13 protein-coding genes and 1 pseudogene are annotated in these 14,841 nt (G+C 42.4%); 8 read left to right on the top strand and 6 right to left on the bottom strand.

Annotated features, from left to right (window positions below):
• The first annotated feature begins 71 nt into the window (after window positions 1-71).
• Window positions 72-1,418 (top strand): annotated as a pseudogene (locus ACMVDV_RS02350) (IS1182 family transposase).
• A complete protein-coding gene (locus ACMVDV_RS02345) occupies window positions 1,358-1,651 on the top strand; it encodes a hypothetical protein (RefSeq protein ID WP_416159119.1) in 294 nt (97 codons plus the stop codon). The pseudogene ACMVDV_RS02350 and the gene ACMVDV_RS02345 overlap by 61 nt, the downstream one beginning before the upstream one ends.
• Here ACMVDV_RS02345 and ACMVDV_RS02340 read toward each other — a convergent pair.
• Both ACMVDV_RS02340 and ACMVDV_RS02335 read right to left on the bottom strand, forming a co-directional pair.
• A complete protein-coding gene (locus ACMVDV_RS02340) occupies window positions 1,648-2,985 on the bottom strand; it encodes an ankyrin repeat domain-containing protein (protein ID WP_416157054.1) in 1,338 nt (445 codons plus the stop codon). The two genes, ACMVDV_RS02345 and ACMVDV_RS02340, sit on opposite strands and share 4 nt — an antisense overlap.
• 252 nt (window positions 2,986-3,237) lie before the next feature.
• Entirely contained in the window at window positions 3,238-3,834 is a 597-nt protein-coding gene (locus ACMVDV_RS02335) for an MlaC/ttg2D family ABC transporter substrate-binding protein (protein ID WP_416157053.1), read from the bottom strand.
• Window positions 3,835-4,073: 239 nt separating this feature from the next.
• Between ACMVDV_RS02335 and ACMVDV_RS02330 the strand changes: the two genes are divergently transcribed.
• On the top strand, window positions 4,074-4,616 hold the full coding sequence (locus ACMVDV_RS02330; RefSeq protein ID WP_304184694.1) for an acyloxyacyl hydrolase: 543 nt from the start codon (window positions 4,074-4,076) through the stop codon (window positions 4,614-4,616).
• 52 nt (window positions 4,617-4,668) lie between these two features.
• On the top strand, window positions 4,669-4,809 hold the full coding sequence (locus ACMVDV_RS02325; protein ID WP_192540784.1) for a DUF2897 family protein: 141 nt from the start codon (window positions 4,669-4,671) through the stop codon (window positions 4,807-4,809).
• A gap of 44 nt (window positions 4,810-4,853) precedes the next feature.
• Here ACMVDV_RS02325 and metE read toward each other — a convergent pair whose 3' ends face one another.
• On the bottom strand, window positions 4,854-7,127 hold the full coding sequence (gene metE / locus ACMVDV_RS02320; RefSeq protein ID WP_416157052.1) for a 5-methyltetrahydropteroyltriglutamate--homocysteine S-methyltransferase: 2,274 nt from the start codon (window positions 7,125-7,127) through the stop codon (window positions 4,854-4,856).
• A 291-nt stretch (window positions 7,128-7,418) separates the two neighbouring features.
• Here metE and ACMVDV_RS02315 point away from each other — a divergent pair, with 291 nt between their 5' ends.
• Both ACMVDV_RS02315 and ACMVDV_RS02310 read left to right on the top strand, forming a co-directional pair.
• Entirely contained in the window at window positions 7,419-8,306 is an 888-nt protein-coding gene (locus ACMVDV_RS02315) for a LysR substrate-binding domain-containing protein (protein WP_301562364.1), read from the top strand.
• A 52-nt stretch (window positions 8,307-8,358) separates the two neighbouring features.
• Window positions 8,359-9,123: a YdcF family protein gene (locus ACMVDV_RS02310; protein ID WP_416157051.1), complete on the top strand. Its 765-nt coding sequence runs from the start codon at window positions 8,359-8,361 to the stop codon at window positions 9,121-9,123.
• A 12-nt stretch (window positions 9,124-9,135) separates the two neighbouring features.
• Here ACMVDV_RS02310 and ACMVDV_RS02305 read toward each other — a convergent pair whose 3' ends face one another.
• Window positions 9,136-9,888 carry a Nif3-like dinuclear metal center hexameric protein gene (locus tag ACMVDV_RS02305; RefSeq protein WP_416157050.1) on the bottom strand — a complete coding sequence of 251 codons (753 nt, stop codon included), beginning with the start codon at window positions 9,886-9,888 and terminating at the stop codon, window positions 9,136-9,138.
• Between the two features lie 150 nt (window positions 9,889-10,038).
• Between ACMVDV_RS02305 and ACMVDV_RS02300 the strand changes: the two genes are divergently transcribed.
• Complete coding sequence (locus ACMVDV_RS02300) at window positions 10,039-10,407, top strand: hypothetical protein (protein WP_301562367.1); 369 nt, start codon at window positions 10,039-10,041, stop codon at window positions 10,405-10,407.
• A 30-nt stretch (window positions 10,408-10,437) separates the two neighbouring features.
• On the opposite strand, the gene ACMVDV_RS02295 is transcribed toward ACMVDV_RS02300, so the two are convergent.
• Window positions 10,438-10,914: an HPP family protein gene (locus ACMVDV_RS02295; protein ID WP_416157049.1), complete on the bottom strand. Its 477-nt coding sequence runs from the start codon at window positions 10,912-10,914 to the stop codon at window positions 10,438-10,440.
• A gap of 97 nt (window positions 10,915-11,011) precedes the next feature.
• On the opposite strand from ACMVDV_RS02295, the gene ACMVDV_RS02290 reads away from it, so the two are divergent.
• Complete coding sequence (locus ACMVDV_RS02290) at window positions 11,012-11,593, top strand: TetR/AcrR family transcriptional regulator (RefSeq protein ID WP_192540778.1); 582 nt, start codon at window positions 11,012-11,014, stop codon at window positions 11,591-11,593.
• Window positions 11,594-11,637: 44 nt separating this feature from the next.
• Here the strand turns inward: ACMVDV_RS02290 and ACMVDV_RS02285 are convergent, their stop codons facing one another.
• Window positions 11,638-14,820, bottom strand: coding sequence for an amidohydrolase family protein (locus tag ACMVDV_RS02285; protein ID WP_416157048.1), 3,183 nt, complete (start codon window positions 14,818-14,820; stop codon window positions 11,638-11,640).
• Window positions 14,821-14,841: the final 21 nt, after the last annotated feature.

The following is a 14,841-nucleotide window of genomic DNA, read 5'->3' as shown; positions in this document are numbered from 1 at the left end:
CTGTTGAAAAAGGGCTAGACACAGATCGAGCCCTTTGATCTAATAAGCAAAGTGAATTTGGAGAGTTCATTATGCTTAGAGATAAAACCCCGCAACAACATGAATTAGAAATGGTCGCGATTGACCAACTTGTTCCACAAGACCACTTAGTACGACTCGTAGACTTAGCTATCGACTTTGAATTCATACGTGATGAAGTCGCCCACTTATATTGCAAAAATAATGGCCGACCAGCCGTAGACCCTGTCCGCTTTTTTAAATACCTTTTCTTAGGTTACTTGTTTGGTATTCAAAGTGAGCGCCGCCTTATTAAAGAAGTGCAAGTGAATGTTGCATACCGCTGGTTCTTAGGTTTAGGGCTCACCGATGACGTTATCCATCATTCGACACTGAGCCAAAACCGTGTAAAACGCTTTAAAGACAGCGATGTTTATCAATCGATTTTCGACAATATAGTTCGTCAAGCGATGAAGCAAGAGCTCATTGGTGGGCATAGTTTATTTGCCGACAGCACCCATTTAAAAGCCAATGCCAATAAGCGCCGTTATGACATTGAAGACTTAAAAGTCAACCCCTCAGTGTATATTGAGCAGCTTAATGAAGCAGTTATAAAAGACAGGGAAGCCGAAGGAAAAAAGCCCCTGATGTATGAGGAAAAGGAGCCATGTACAAAACCAACGAAAGTAAGCCGAACCGACCCAGACAGTGGGTTTATGGTGCGTGATGAAAAGCCAAAAGGATTTTTCTATTTAGACCATAGGGTTGTGGATGGCAAACACGGAATTATCGTTGATACACATGCCACAGCAGGTAATGTGCATGACAGTCAGCCAATCATACAACGCTTAGACCGCGTACTTGATACGTTTGAACTCAACCCCATTGCCGTAGGATTAGATGCAGGATATTTTACAGCCGCAGTGTGCCATAATTTAGAAGAACGACAACTCATTGGTGTCCTGGGTTATCGACGGCCAAACAAAAAGAAAGGCTATTTCGCAAAGAGAGAATACAGCTACGACGCAGACACCGATACATACACATGCCCACAAGGCGAAATACTGATTTATAACACCACGAATAGACTAGGTTATCGGTAATACCACTCAACCCCGAAGACATGTAAAGACTGTCCAGTGCGGTCGCAATGCACAAACAGTAAAAACCATATCAAAGTAATTACACGGCATGTGTGGCAAGCAAGTGTAGAGGCAGCAAATGAAATACGGCTGAGCGAATGGGGTAAAAAACGATACAAACGACGAGGTGAAACAGTCGAAAGAAGTTTCGCGGATGCAAAACAACACCACGGGCACCGTTATTGCAGATACAGAGGAATAAAAAATGTCAGTGCGCAATGCTTATTGGCAGCGGCCTGTCAAAATATGAAGAAAATGGCGTTAATGAAGGCAGCATAGCCCAAGATGAGCGTAATAAGTCTCAGAGCCCCTCTAAAAGCCCGTCATACTGCGAAAAATTCAAGAAAAGTCACATCAGCACTAAAATTCAAAGAATAATAATAACAACAGAAAAATATCGCGAGCGCAGCCTTCGGCTGCTCATAAATAATAAACCCTGCAAAAAAAGCAGGGTTTATCGTCAATCTGAAACGCGCCTACTGGCGCGTTTTTTATTTAAAGGTATAGGCTAGACGACTTCACTCAGTGTTGCTAGTGCAACAATACTCGCTAAACCGAGCTGCGCTATCAAACTGAAAAACGAAAAACAGCGTAATACAAACAACCCCCATGGGTGTTTGATGTGTGGGTAGAGTGCACAACGCTTTAAACTCATTGCAAAAAAGAAACAAACAATTGCCAACATGGTTAAGCACAGTGTTAATTCACTTTTAATTGCAATCGAATCATCAAAAAAGAAAAACAGCTGTAATGGCAATAACAACGTCACTATCGCATGTAAACCATGTACTTTTTTAATTCGTGAAAACTGCCCTTCTGGCGATAGTTCTTTAATGCCAAAATCACGTTCTAGGCACTTAACTAACTGACTCGCTTTAATGCTAACAGCTAAACGATAGCAGCTTAGCCCGTCATTGTTACGTACGCGAAAATCATAGCCCGATTTCAATAACAGCACCATCAGCGGTTCATTTTTTGCGAGTACGGCATAGTGTAAGGCACTATTACCCAGTGCATCGCGTTGCTTTTTATCTTGTTTATCTAAAAGCGTCTGTACTAAATTAACAAACCCTTTTTCAACAGCCCACATGAAAGCGGTTTTACCGTTTTCATCGGCAAGCGTACCCGTTGCTCCTTGCTCTATAAAGCGCATCGCCATTGTTTGCTTAGCAGTATCCACACTTAAATGCGCCAGCAGTGCTTGCTCTAATAGCACCACAGAGTCAACATCAGGCGATACTTGAGTCAGCAAAGTAAAGTAATCTTTGCCGCCAGCCACCTTTTGCGCCGCTAAATCGCTCAGTGCACTCACATCAATAATTGCATCAGGAATAAAGCTACTTAAACGCTCTCTAAAATCAACTTCTTTCCACAACGCTAAAGCATCTTCTGCCGTCATTTTACTGCCCGCATTAAGCGCATGCTCAATAATGGTAAAATAGCGTTTTGAAAATAACTGGGATAGTAATGTGATTGGTGTTTTTATCGTCGTTTGCGCAGCAACAGCTGCATATTTTTCAAGGCGTTGACAAAGTAATAGCACTAGACTTTCGGGACTATAGTCGTTGTCAAAATAGTAATTTTTTGCTGCTGATATATATTGCTGAGCCGCTTCATCATATTCACAAATATGTTGAAAAAAACACTCTTCAAATGGCTCAAGGGGAGTTAACCAAGTTAGATAATAGATAGGCGGTAATACAGTAGTGCACACGCCGTCATCTTCTTCAGTCGAGCGACAAGCCGGCCATGCTTCTAAAGCGTCTAAAATGAATGCACCGTTTTGCTCAATAAGTCCTTTGACTAATAACGGGTATTCTTTCGGCCAAATAAGTACATTTTCCATTAAAAAAACACAACTCCAGTGTCTATCTTGCTCGGTACAAAGGTCAGTTAAAGAGTTTAACAACTAAAAACTGACACTGCGCTTAATATAGTAATGAGTACCTTAAAATTTTCTAAGGCTATTTAAGCGCTTATTCTAGCATAGCCAAAACCACAGGCTATAGACAAACAATGTGATTTTAAAAGAAAATAACAAAGCGGCACGGTGTTTTCACAGCGTGCCGCTTTTGGTTGGAGACGTACTTGGCAATGGTTACTTACTATTAAGTTCGGCTGTCACTTGATCAAGCCCAACTTCTGAAATTCGTTGGATCACTTCTTTTTGTTTTGCACTGAGTAACGAAATACCCTCGGCGACAATATCATATACTTTCCAACTGCCATCTTTGCCTTGACGAAGCTTAAAATGTAAATCAATGGTTGGTGCATTAGCATCAATAATTTGTGTTTTCACTGTTGCAAAATCGCCAGCCGTTGTGTCGCTGCTTTGTGCAAACTTTATTTCTTGGCCAGTGTACTTCATTAATGCACTTGCGTATGTCGTCGTTAAATAATGCTCCACGGCACGAATAAATGCAGTCGCTTGTTCGCGCTCAATCCCTTTTATATGCTTACCTAATAATTTATAAGACACAAATTTAACATCAATATTAGGCATTAAATACTGTTCAACAATCTGTGCCATGTCACCTTTACTGGCCGTACCTTGACTGTTTATTTTGCCAATTTCGCTAAACAGCTGATCCCCTACTTGGGTTAGTAACTGATGTGGCGACGGTTGAGTCTGCGCAAACAACGAAGCACTAAAAAAAAGTGAGATAAATAAAATGTAACGGCTAAGTAAAGTCATTGTTGAGTAAGTCCTGAGTAAATCTTATGGTGTAATTTACGCTGTTCATAAGAGATTAAAAAGCCACAAAATAGCACCTTATTAATGCCAAATAGACACCAATCTATTTAATCTTTTTATTTCATATTGTTAGCTAAGCTCATGCAATAACACACAGAGTCTGTGAATTTACGCCACTTGAATTAGCCTCCCCCACGCCCTTATTTTGTAAATAACATTTCCACCTTAAGAGCTTTCCCATGTTATTTAAAAGACTAACTTTATTGATTTTATTATCTATTTCCATGTTCAGCGGTCTATCTTATGGCGCCTCCTATACACTTTCTCCCCACGGTTATGCCATTGATTACATCCAAGGTGAAGGTGATGTCAAAGGGTTAAAATTAGCATACCAGTACCATCCAGAGTCCCTACAATCGCTGTTTAAAAACACCCATATTTACTTAGAATCAAGTATTAATCTTTGGCAATATGGTGCTAAAAACAGCCATCAGACCAATACCGTGCTTGCTTTGTCGCCGGTATTTCAATACCCAATCGGATCAGTAGCAAACATACCACTGTATTTCGAAGCTGGAATTGGTGTTTCATTAATTAATGACACTCACTTTGCAGGTAAAAACGTGAGTACCCACTACCAATTTGAAGACCGTCTAGGCTTTGTTGCTGACTTTGGAAAAACCAAGGCCGCACTACGCTATTTACATTATTCAAATGCGGGATTTAAAAGCCCAAACCCTGGCCTTGACTTTATTTCGCTGTCGTTAGCTAGGCGTTTTTAAAGTGTATAATAGCTGCTAAACTCAGTGAAAATTAATTGGTCATTAAAAAATCATGCAAATTTGGCAAGTCCTTATTATCATTGTTGTGTTGGCAGTTATTATCGGCAATATCATGCTATTAAAGCACTCAGCAAACATTGGTTTTAAAGCCCAGGATAAAAAAACAGACACCAGAGCGCAAAAAAAGCCCTAACCTAGTTTAGTTAGGGCTTTGCATCGTAGGGGATGTTCTTTAATTTAGGTAAGCTCTTTTCTGAGTTCTTTAGTTGCTTTAACCATGTTATCAAGTGCTTGACGCGTTTCTTCCCAGCCACGGGTTTTCAAACCACAGTCTGGATTAACCCATAAGCGCTGGACAGGTATTTTTCGCGCTGCTTTGTGGATCAAGGCTTTTATCCATGCAATGTCGGGCACATTCGGTGTGTGAATATCATACACCCCAGGACCAATATCATTCGGGTATGCAAAATCCTCAAATGCTGCAAGTAACTCCATGTTTGAACGCGACGTTTCAATGGTGATCACATCAGCATCCATATCTGCAATCGCAGCAATGATGTCATTAAACTCGGCGTAGCACATATGCGTATGAATTTGCGTTTCATCTTTCACACCGCTGGCAGACACCCTAAATGCATACGCAGCCCATTCCAAGTATGCTTGCCATTGGCTGGCTTTTAGCGGCATGCCTTCACGAAATGCAGGTTCATCAATTTGAATGATTTCAATACCCGCATTTTGCAGATCAACCACTTCATCGCGAAGTGCAAGTGCTATTTGATTAGCTATGGTTGGCTTATCTAAATCATCACGAATGAATGACCAAAACAGAATCGTCACAGGGCCTGTGAGCATGCCTTTCATTTTCTTGTCAGTCAGCGATTGCGCATATTTACTCCACTCAACCGTCATTGGCTGTTCACGTGAGACATCGCCCCAAATGACTGGCGGTTTCACACAGCGTGAGCCGTAACTTTGTACCCAACCAAATTGAGTAAAAGCAAAGCCTTCAAAGAGCTCTCCAAAATACTCAACCATGTCGTTACGCTCAGCTTCTCCGTGCACTAATACATCAAGATCGAGCGCTTCTTGCTCTTCAACCGCGTAACGAATTTCTGCCGCCATTTGCGATTGGTATTGTGCAGCGGATAACTCCCCGGCTTTAAAATCACGTCGGGCTTTACGAATAGCCTGCGTTTGCGGGAACGACCCTATCGTTGTGGTTGGTAATAACGGCAAGTCAAGCGCCGCATGTTGCTTTTCGATACGCTGAGCAAATACGCTGTTGCGCTCACCATCTGTTGCCGTTAATGCACTGACACGTTGCTGCACAGCAAGATTATTCACCCGTTTTGACGTTAAACGTGCTTTAACTGGTGCGCAGTAGCTTTGCAACGCGCTGACATCATTACTTGCAAGTGCCGCTTTTAGTAATGCCAGTTCTTGGCCTTTTTGTTTCGCGAATGCAAGCCACGAACGCAGCTCATCATCAAGCTGTTGCTCTTGGTCTAAATCCACTGGGGTATGTAATAACGAACACGACGGCGCAAGCCATAAGTTATCAGCACGCTTTGCAGCAATGTCTTTTACATTTGCATAGACAACTTCTAAGTCAGCGCGCCATATATTACGACCGTTGATAACACCAAGCGACAGCACTTGTGATGGGCTTAATAGCGAATCAAGCGTTGTCACATCTACATCGCTTGCAACACAGTCAAAGTGCACACCATCAACTGGGTAGTCAGCAATATCGTTATAATAAGCAGTTACTGAGTCAAAATAACTGGCAAGTAGCAACTTTACACCTTGTCCGGCTAATGCATTTAAGCTCGTTTTTAATGCATTGCGATAATCTTGTGCGAGTTCAAGGCCCAAAATAGGCTCGTCAATTTGTACCCACGCAACCCCTTGCGCAGCAAGTTTAGCTAATACCTGTTGATAAACGGGCAGTAGCTTTTCAAGTAAACTTAATTTATCAAACTCTTTACCTGCACATTTAGCTAAATAAAGGTAACTGACAGGGCCCAATAACACCGCTTTTGCTTGATGACCTAATTTTTGTGCTTGGGCAACGTGTTCAAATAACTCGTTCCAAGTTAATTGAAACTGCTGATCACTGCTAAGCTCAGGCACAATATAATGGTAGTTAGTGTTAAACCACTTAGTCATCTCGCTGGCTGCACATGCACAACCTGTTGGTGCGCGGCCACGACCAATACCAAACAAGGTATCCAGATCCACGCTGCCATCCGCTGTTTGATGACGCTCAGGGATAGCACCAACTAATAAACTGGTAGCCAGTACATGGTCGTACCAAGCAAAGTCGCCCACCGGTAATAAATCAATACCAGCATCAGCCTGCAGTGCCCAATTTTCTGCGCGGATCGCCTCACCTTGCGCTAATAGCTCTGCTTGAGTGATGTTACCTGCCCAATATGATTCAACTGCAAATTTCAATTCGCGCTTTTTACCTATTCGCGGAAAGCCTAAGTTATGTAATTGTGCCATATGCTCTAATCTCTATTTAGCTGTTTAGATGGCTAAAATCTACACTCGTAATTGCAATCGTACAATTGATGCTTTCTCAGTTCTAACGTGAGGTAAATTCATGGAAATAATTTTAATAATCTAAAAAAATACAATGACAACGCTGTCAAATTTAGTGCTATTAGTGAACTTGTAAACTTTACGTGAAAAAATGACGTTATTTAGCCATCTAGACGTTGAAGCGCCTTTAATAAAAGCGTATTATGTCTGCAATCTGAGTTCGGCTCACTTTTACCATGAGAATTATTAAAGATGATTGATGTAAAACATTTGAAAACCATCGCAACCTTGAAAGAAACCGGTTCTTTGGTGAATACTGCGCGGGAATTATTTTTGACTCAATCTGCTTTATCACATCAAATCAAAGATTTAGAAAACAAGCTTGATTGCCAACTATTTGAACGTAAAACTCAACCGGTACGTTTTACTCCGCAAGGTATGCTATTGCTAGAACTTGCAAACGAAGTACTGCCTCGCGTTGAGGCGACTAAGTGTCGTTTGAAAGAAAGTCTTAACCAACCAATCTCACAATTACGCCTAAGTGTAGAATGCCACGCCTGTTTTCATTGGTTACTACCGACGATTAAAGAATTCAATAACTTTTGGCCAGATATTAAAGTGGATTACGAGCGCGGCTTTAGTTATGACGCTATACCCGATCTGCTCAGCGATGAACTGGACTTAGTATTAACCTCAGATATTCGTGAGCCAGATAAACTTGAATACGCACATTTATTTGATTTTAAACTTAAGCTCATTGTTGCCCCTGATCATGAACTGGCAAAAAAAGCCTATGTCACAGCCCTTGATCTAAAAAACGAAACCATTATTTCGTATCCTATTCCTCGTGAACGTCAGGATATATTTAAGCATTTCATTCAAAATGCACGCTATGACGGTACTTTAAAAACGGTTGATCAAGGCTTATTAATTTTTCAACTTGTAAGCGCGGGAATGGGCGTTGCGGCATTACCAGATTGGTTGGTCACACCTTATGAAAGCCAAGGACTGATAAAATCAATTCCGTTGGGTGCGCTGGGCTTAACACGGCCGATGTATTTAGCGATGAAAAAGAATATGAAAGACAATCCAGTCTATCGCCACTTTTTAAATACCTGTAAGTTAAATAACGGTCGATAAAATAACAGTAACCCAGTAGCATACAAAAAACCCTTTTATGTGTGCTACTGTAATGTTTGAATTAAAAAAAATCCTCGGCGCAATGCTTATGCCATTACCATTATTGGGAATACTGTGCTTTATCGCTCTGGTTATCGCGCTGCGCACCAATAAGCTCAGCGCGTATATTGGTATCTTCGCAATCAGCTTTTTACTGCTGGTCAGCACCCCATTTATTGGCCAACAAATAATAGATCCAAGTTCGCAATTAAAATACACCTTTCACTCAAATCAGCAGCCAGCACTCGATAAAATAGTGGTACTTGGTTGCGACGTAAATCCCAACCCACAACTTAGTGCCAATAGTCAGCTCGGTAATTGTGCTAAAAGTCGCTTAGTTGAAGGCCTGCGGTTAGCCAACATTTACCCTAATGCACAACTTATTGTTTCAGGCGGCGGCTATGCAAAAGTCACCAATAGTAGCTTGATGCAACAAACAGCCATCAGTTTAGGAATGGATGCGGCGCGCATCAAACAAAACCCCGCAGCCATGGATACCGCCGACGAAGCACGGCTTTTAGCACCCACCCTAGTTGATTTTAAAGTGGCACTGGTCACCTCAGCCAGTCATATGGCACGGGCAAGCGATTTATTTAATGCTCAAGGTGTTGACGTGATCCCTGCCGCTACGGATTTTTATGATTTCTCCGCCTGGCCTACTCACAAACAATATATTCCAAATGTAGAAGTGCTCAAGGCCGTTACCAGTTATTGGCATGAAGTACTAGGAAGTGCGTGGATAAACGTGCGCCGCTGGATTGATCCAGAAGCGCTCTAAATCAAGTTCAGGTTACACTGGGTTATCTATATCAATAAAGGTTACATCAAAACCATGTTGCTCAGCCAATAACTCACCGAGTGCTTTTATACCATAACGCTCGGTGGCGTGATGGCCTGCGGCAAAAAAATCAATATGCTGTTCTCGGGAGCTATGGATGGTTTGCTCTGATGCCTCGCCAGTTAGGTATGCATCTATGCCTTGGCTTGCCGCCAAATCGATATACCCTTGGCCACCGCCGGTGCACCACGCAATTGTTTCAATTGGTTCATCGCGTACTAAACTAACCAATGGCTCTCGGTTTAATACCCTTGCTATCTTTTGTGCGAACTGTTCGCCACTCATCGGGGTTTTTAATCGCCCTTTTACCGCCACGCTGTTTGCCACAGGCTCTAAACCTGCGCTCATTTCCAAGTCAAGTAATTGGGCAAGTTGTGCGTTATTGCCTATTACTGGGTGCACATCAAGGGGAAGGTGGTACGCAAACAAATTTATATCGTGATTAAGCAACGCAGCTATGCGACGTTTTTTAATCCCGGTAATTGGTTGCGCTTCACCTTTCCAAAAATAGCCATGATGAACTAATATTGTATCTGCGTTATGAGCAATTGCAGCATCTATTAATGCTTGACTGGCAGTGACGCCAGTAACAATTTTTTTGACCTGCTCACGTCCTTCAACTTGTAAGCCATTTGGACAAAAATCTTGGATAGCATCCGGTCTTAAAATAGTATTTAATAAGTGATTAAATTCTCTGCGCTGCATTTTATTATTCCAGATTAGCGTTAAATTCTGTGCAAATTTTGGCGTTTATAGGGCTAAAATGGAAGGAAAATCGCAAAAAATTGAAAAGTAAGTCAAAAATAGGTATAAATAAATATTCTCAATCTGTGTTTACAACGTATAGGGTCTCTGATGAGCAAACTAGACAAAACAGAAGTATTAAATGCCTTTGAAGCTGCATATCAAGCAGCCAACGGTAAGAAACCTGAAATCACCACCAAACCTGGTTGGTACAGCATCGATGGCGGCAAAAATTTACGCCTTGCAGAAGTTGCTGAATTAACAGAGCAGCTAACATCAGGCACAACGTCTGACAAACCTGCCGCTAAAGCACCAGCTAAAAAAACTAAAACTAAAGTAGCTCCCGCTAAAGCAGCTGTTAAAAAAGCGCCATTTACTATAACAACAGCGAATGAAGAAGGTTACACAGCCGAAGAACTTTGGATTGTGTACCTAGCTGAAAAAGATCACGATTGTCGCCTACCCCGCGGTGTTGTGTAAGCTAATTTAGTTGTTATTAAAAAACCGCTTTTAAGCGGTTTTTTTGTGCGTCACGTATTGCTCAACTTTTTTATTTGCGCCGTTAGATAATGTACCGCACAGCACAATAAATACAGTGCCAAGCAACACTGGCATGAGCAGGAAATCCCAACTTTGCCCACTTAACATGATTAGAATAGGGTTCGCACCGGCAGCAGGATGAATGGTGTTTGTTAGCATCATCGCTGTGATAGCCAAACCCGTGGCTACAGCAATGCTAATTGGCTCAACACCCACAAAATTCACAAAAACAACACCAATTAACGCAGTCAAAAAATGCCCTATTATCACGTTTTTTGCTTTTGCTAGCGGGCTGTGTGGCACGCCAAACACTAACACCGCTGTAGCACCAAAAGGGGCCATTAACCAAATTCCATAATTCCCTAAACTTTCTAAATACGCCAACACCAATAATGTCATTGCAGAAAATACACCGGCACTGAGTGCTTTATAAAACGGATAATTCATAGTTACCTCCAAACAAAGTAGACCGACTTGTCTACACGCGGTAGTGTAGACGAGTCGGTCTACTTATGTCAAGCTTACTTTTTGACTAGGAGCAGCCATGGATAAACGTACCCAGATAATTAATACCGCACTCAGTGCCTTCTATCAAAAAGGCATCCATGCGGTAGGCATTAATGAAATACTTAAAGGATCAGGTGTTGCAAAAAAAACGCTTTATAATCATTTCGTCAGTAAAGATGAGTTGATCTGCGCGTGTCTTGAGGTGAGAGATCAGCGTTTTAATACCTGGTTAAGCAAGCAAATTGCAGGCAGTACAACGCCACTAGACGTTGCCTGTGCATTATTTGGTGCTATCGCAACTTGGATAGATAATAAAGCGCCCGAGCTTGGCAATTTTAATGGCTGTTTCTTTATTAATACTGCGGCAGAATATCCTGTGCCCGATCACCCTATTGCTTTGCAGTGCGCAGCACATAAACAAGCGGTGCTAACTCTGCTAATTGATACGCTCAGCCAAACGGCGCAATTACAAAACCAGCCCGCTAAAGCCGCTCAACTGGCGCAGCTACTGATGACTCTAAAAGAGGGCATGATCTGCCAAGCGCGAGTCACGCATACAACGAATCACTTTTTACAAAATCCAGAGTTGTTATGTCAGTTAATGAATGTGCAGCCATAAAAAAAAGCGGCTATTCAGCCGCTTTTGATTGGTTTATTTAATAATTACTTATCTTCAAAGTACAGTTTGTCACGTGCTTTTTTGCCAACTTCATTCATAGTCGCGGCATCAAACAAGCGACCGTTGATCATAGTGTAATCAACTTTATCTGTATCACGGATATTCGTCAGTGGATTGCCATCGATCACCATTAAGTCAGCCAGTTTACCGACTTCTAATGAACCGATATTTTGATCAAGGCCGATGTACTTTGCCGGATCAAGCGTCGCCGCACGAATTGCCTCAAGTGGTGTCATACCGCCTTGCGCAAACATCCAGATCTCCCAATGCGCGGCAAGTCCTTCGCGCTGGCCATGCGCACCTAAATTCACTAATACGCCCAAATCTTGCAGCTCTTTTGCAACGCGGGCATTATTAAAGTGATTATAATGATGATCCGGTGCTTTAACGCGACGCATTGAACGCGGTAGCAATTGGTTTTTCGGCACAAATTTACTCAAACGCGGGTGATTCCAGACGTCTGTTTTATCGTACCAATAGTTTTCCCCCCAAATCCCGCCATAGGCAACCCCCAGGGTTGGCGTATAGCCCACATCACTTTGTGACCAAAGCTGCTTAATGTCATCATAAATATTTGCCACTGGTATTGAATGCTCAATCCCGGTGTGACCATCAACCACCATGGTTAAGTTATGTTGCAGTAATGAGCCGCCTTCTGGTACCACCATCATCTCAAGCTCTCTACCGGCTTCAATCACTTGCTGGCGCTGTTCACGGCGTGGTTGGTTATATGACTTAACACTAAATGCACCGACTTTCTTTAAACGCTCTAGATGAAATTTTGCATCCTCTAACGAATCAATATGCGACGTATAACCAGGCATATTGGCGCCATATAAAATAGTACCGGTTGAGAAGATACGCGGACCAACTATGTTTCCCGCTTTTTGCATTTCGCTGGCAGCAAAAATTTCCGTGGTATCGTTTGATGGATCGTGAATCGTGGTTACACCCAACGATAAACCGGCTAAGTTTTTCCAGTTTTGCTCAGGAATAATTTCATCACTGGCTTGTGAGCCATGCGCGTGCGCATCAACAATCCCTGGCATAATGGTTTTGCCAGTGACGTCGATCACTTGGGCGCCTTTTGGAATGCTAACATCACCGGCGCTGCCAACGGCTTTAATATGCTTGCCATCGGTTAGTAATACGCCATTTTCAATGACTTCCTCACCTTTCATGGTAATAATACGTGCGCCCGTTAAGGCTATCATGCCTTTTGGTTCAGCCATTTTGCTACTAAAGCCAATGTTATCGCCGCTTGTTACTTTAAAATCAGCGTCATCCGCTTTATTTATATCAAATAAACCTGCCAAGCTTGCATGATAAAGCTCAGGGCCTAAGCTCCAATACAGTTTATCGCTGCTGGCGCTCCAGCTGATATTCTCACCGGCACGCACAGATAACTGCTCGATTGGGAACTGGCTGTCTTTAGGACCAATATTAATGGTTTTTCCACTTTGCACTAAAGGAGTAACGAACACTTTAAAGCGTTCTGCAAAAGCTAAATATTTACCATCAGGTGATACCCTAAATTCAGTGGCATGCTCAGATTCATACAACTTAGAGACTTTTTTAGAATCCAGCTCAACCACACTCAACGTAGGCTTTGGCCACGGGCTCATTAGATAAATACGGTCATTCGCTGCTGCAAATTGTGGCTGATAACCACTTTTAGTAATAAGTTCTGCTTTACCGCCTTTACTGCTCACTGCATAAATACCAGGGTGCAAAGACCAATCAGGGTTTAAAATACTGCCACCAGAGGCTTTACGATACACCACCGTTTTACCATCAGGGCTAAACGTTGGCTCAACATATTTACCCGGCTCTGTGGTGATAGCATCACCACGACCACTGCGTGCAGATACAACTCGTACAGCGCCCTGCTCGTTATCGTCCCAGGTTACATAAACGATTTTTTTACCATCACGGGAAAACTGCGGGAACAACTCAAAATGGTCATCTTGTGTAGTGAAACGTTTAACTTTACCTGACTCTAAATCGCGTTTATAAATATGTCCTAGTGCTTCAAAAATTGCCGTTTCACCATCCGGTGACACTTGTACATTACGGAGCATTTTTACAGCAAATTCATCGCTATCAATGTTCTGCGTAAAGCGCACTGCTTTTTGAATTTTCTTGCTGGTTTTAACTGCAAATGGCACAGTTTCTACATCACCGTCACTCACATCCAGTTTGTGAATAGTACCACCCGCCCAAAACACCAGTTGTTGGTTATCTGGAGTCCAGGCAATGGTTGGATACACACCATGAATAGCCCATGTTTCTTGCATATCACGTTCAAGCTTATCGTATAACTTGGTGTGTTTGCCGCTGGTTAAATCATATAAATACAGGCTCGTTTGAAAGTCATCACGCTTAATATAAGCCAACTTTTTGCCATCCGGCGAAGGGGTTGGTCGAATTGCACCGCCGACACCATCAATGATCGTTTCTATCTCACCCGTTTGCCGATCATAGCGTTTGATTTTATAAATACCAGCAACGGAATCTTTTGAATAGTGGAAGGTTTTACCCGGTGTTGCATCATGAGAAAAATACACATAACGGCCATCCGGTGAGAACATTGGCTCACCTAAATCTTTTTGGTCATCCGCGCGTTGAGTGAGTTGTACACCTTTACCACCCGCTTTATGATAAAGCCATACTTCACCAGCGCCCAGTGAGCGCGTTGCAGTAAAATGTTTACGAGCAACTATATAGTCACCATCAGGGCTCCAAGCAGGACTATTGAGCAGACGAAACGTTTCATCGGTCACTGGCGTTTGGTTTTCACCATTTACATCCATTAGCCAGATATTATCGCCGCCACCTTGATCGGAGGTAAATGCAATATGCTTTCCATCAGGACTAAAACGTGGCTGCATTTGCCATGCTATATCAGAAGTAAGCTGCACCGCCGTGCCACCAGCCATAGGCATGGTATAAATATCACCGAGTAAATCAAACACGATGGTTTTGCCATCAGGGCTAACATCAATATTCATCCAAGTGCCTTGTGAGACACTGATAACCGCATCAGTAAACTGCCCTTGTGGCGCATCTACTTGCCATTTTTCATCATTATTATCCGCTGCCTGAGCTTGGCCATAAAGTGCCAATGACACAGCAACAGCCATCGCTGTATGAAGCATTGTTTTCATTGCATTCTCGCTTATTTTTAT

The organism is Pseudoalteromonas sp. ASV78, assembly GCF_047806705.1.
GTDB lineage: Bacteria > Pseudomonadota > Gammaproteobacteria > Enterobacterales > Alteromonadaceae > Pseudoalteromonas > Pseudoalteromonas prydzensis_A.
Note: the sequence above shows the minus strand (reverse complement) of the source record. Positions and strands in the feature narration are given on the sequence as shown.

Coding starts and splice junctions, on each gene's coding strand:
- ACMVDV_RS02335 (WP_416157053.1), bottom strand. CDS start 3,834: ATGACTTTACTTAGCCGTTACATTTTATTTATCTCACTTTTTTTTAGT.
- ACMVDV_RS02305 (WP_416157050.1), bottom strand. CDS start 9,888: ATGCAGCGCAGAGAATTTAATCACTTATTAAATACTATTTTAAGACCG.
- metE (WP_416157052.1), bottom strand. CDS start 7,127: ATGGCACAATTACATAACTTAGGCTTTCCGCGAATAGGTAAAAAGCGC.
- ACMVDV_RS02295 (WP_416157049.1), bottom strand. CDS start 10,914: ATGAATTATCCGTTTTATAAAGCACTCAGTGCCGGTGTATTTTCTGCA.
- ACMVDV_RS02290 (WP_192540778.1), top strand. CDS start 11,012: ATGGATAAACGTACCCAGATAATTAATACCGCACTCAGTGCCTTCTAT.
- ACMVDV_RS02340 (WP_416157054.1), bottom strand. CDS start 2,985: ATGGAAAATGTACTTATTTGGCCGAAAGAATACCCGTTATTAGTCAAA.
- ACMVDV_RS02300 (WP_301562367.1), top strand. CDS start 10,039: ATGAGCAAACTAGACAAAACAGAAGTATTAAATGCCTTTGAAGCTGCA.
- ACMVDV_RS02330 (WP_304184694.1), top strand. CDS start 4,074: ATGTTATTTAAAAGACTAACTTTATTGATTTTATTATCTATTTCCATG.
- ACMVDV_RS02310 (WP_416157051.1), top strand. CDS start 8,359: ATGTTTGAATTAAAAAAAATCCTCGGCGCAATGCTTATGCCATTACCA.
- ACMVDV_RS02345 (WP_416159119.1), top strand. CDS start 1,358: ATGCTTATTGGCAGCGGCCTGTCAAAATATGAAGAAAATGGCGTTAAT.
- ACMVDV_RS02315 (WP_301562364.1), top strand. CDS start 7,419: ATGATTGATGTAAAACATTTGAAAACCATCGCAACCTTGAAAGAAACC.
- ACMVDV_RS02285 (WP_416157048.1), bottom strand. CDS start 14,820: ATGAAAACAATGCTTCATACAGCGATGGCTGTTGCTGTGTCATTGGCA.
- ACMVDV_RS02325 (WP_192540784.1), top strand. CDS start 4,669: ATGCAAATTTGGCAAGTCCTTATTATCATTGTTGTGTTGGCAGTTATT.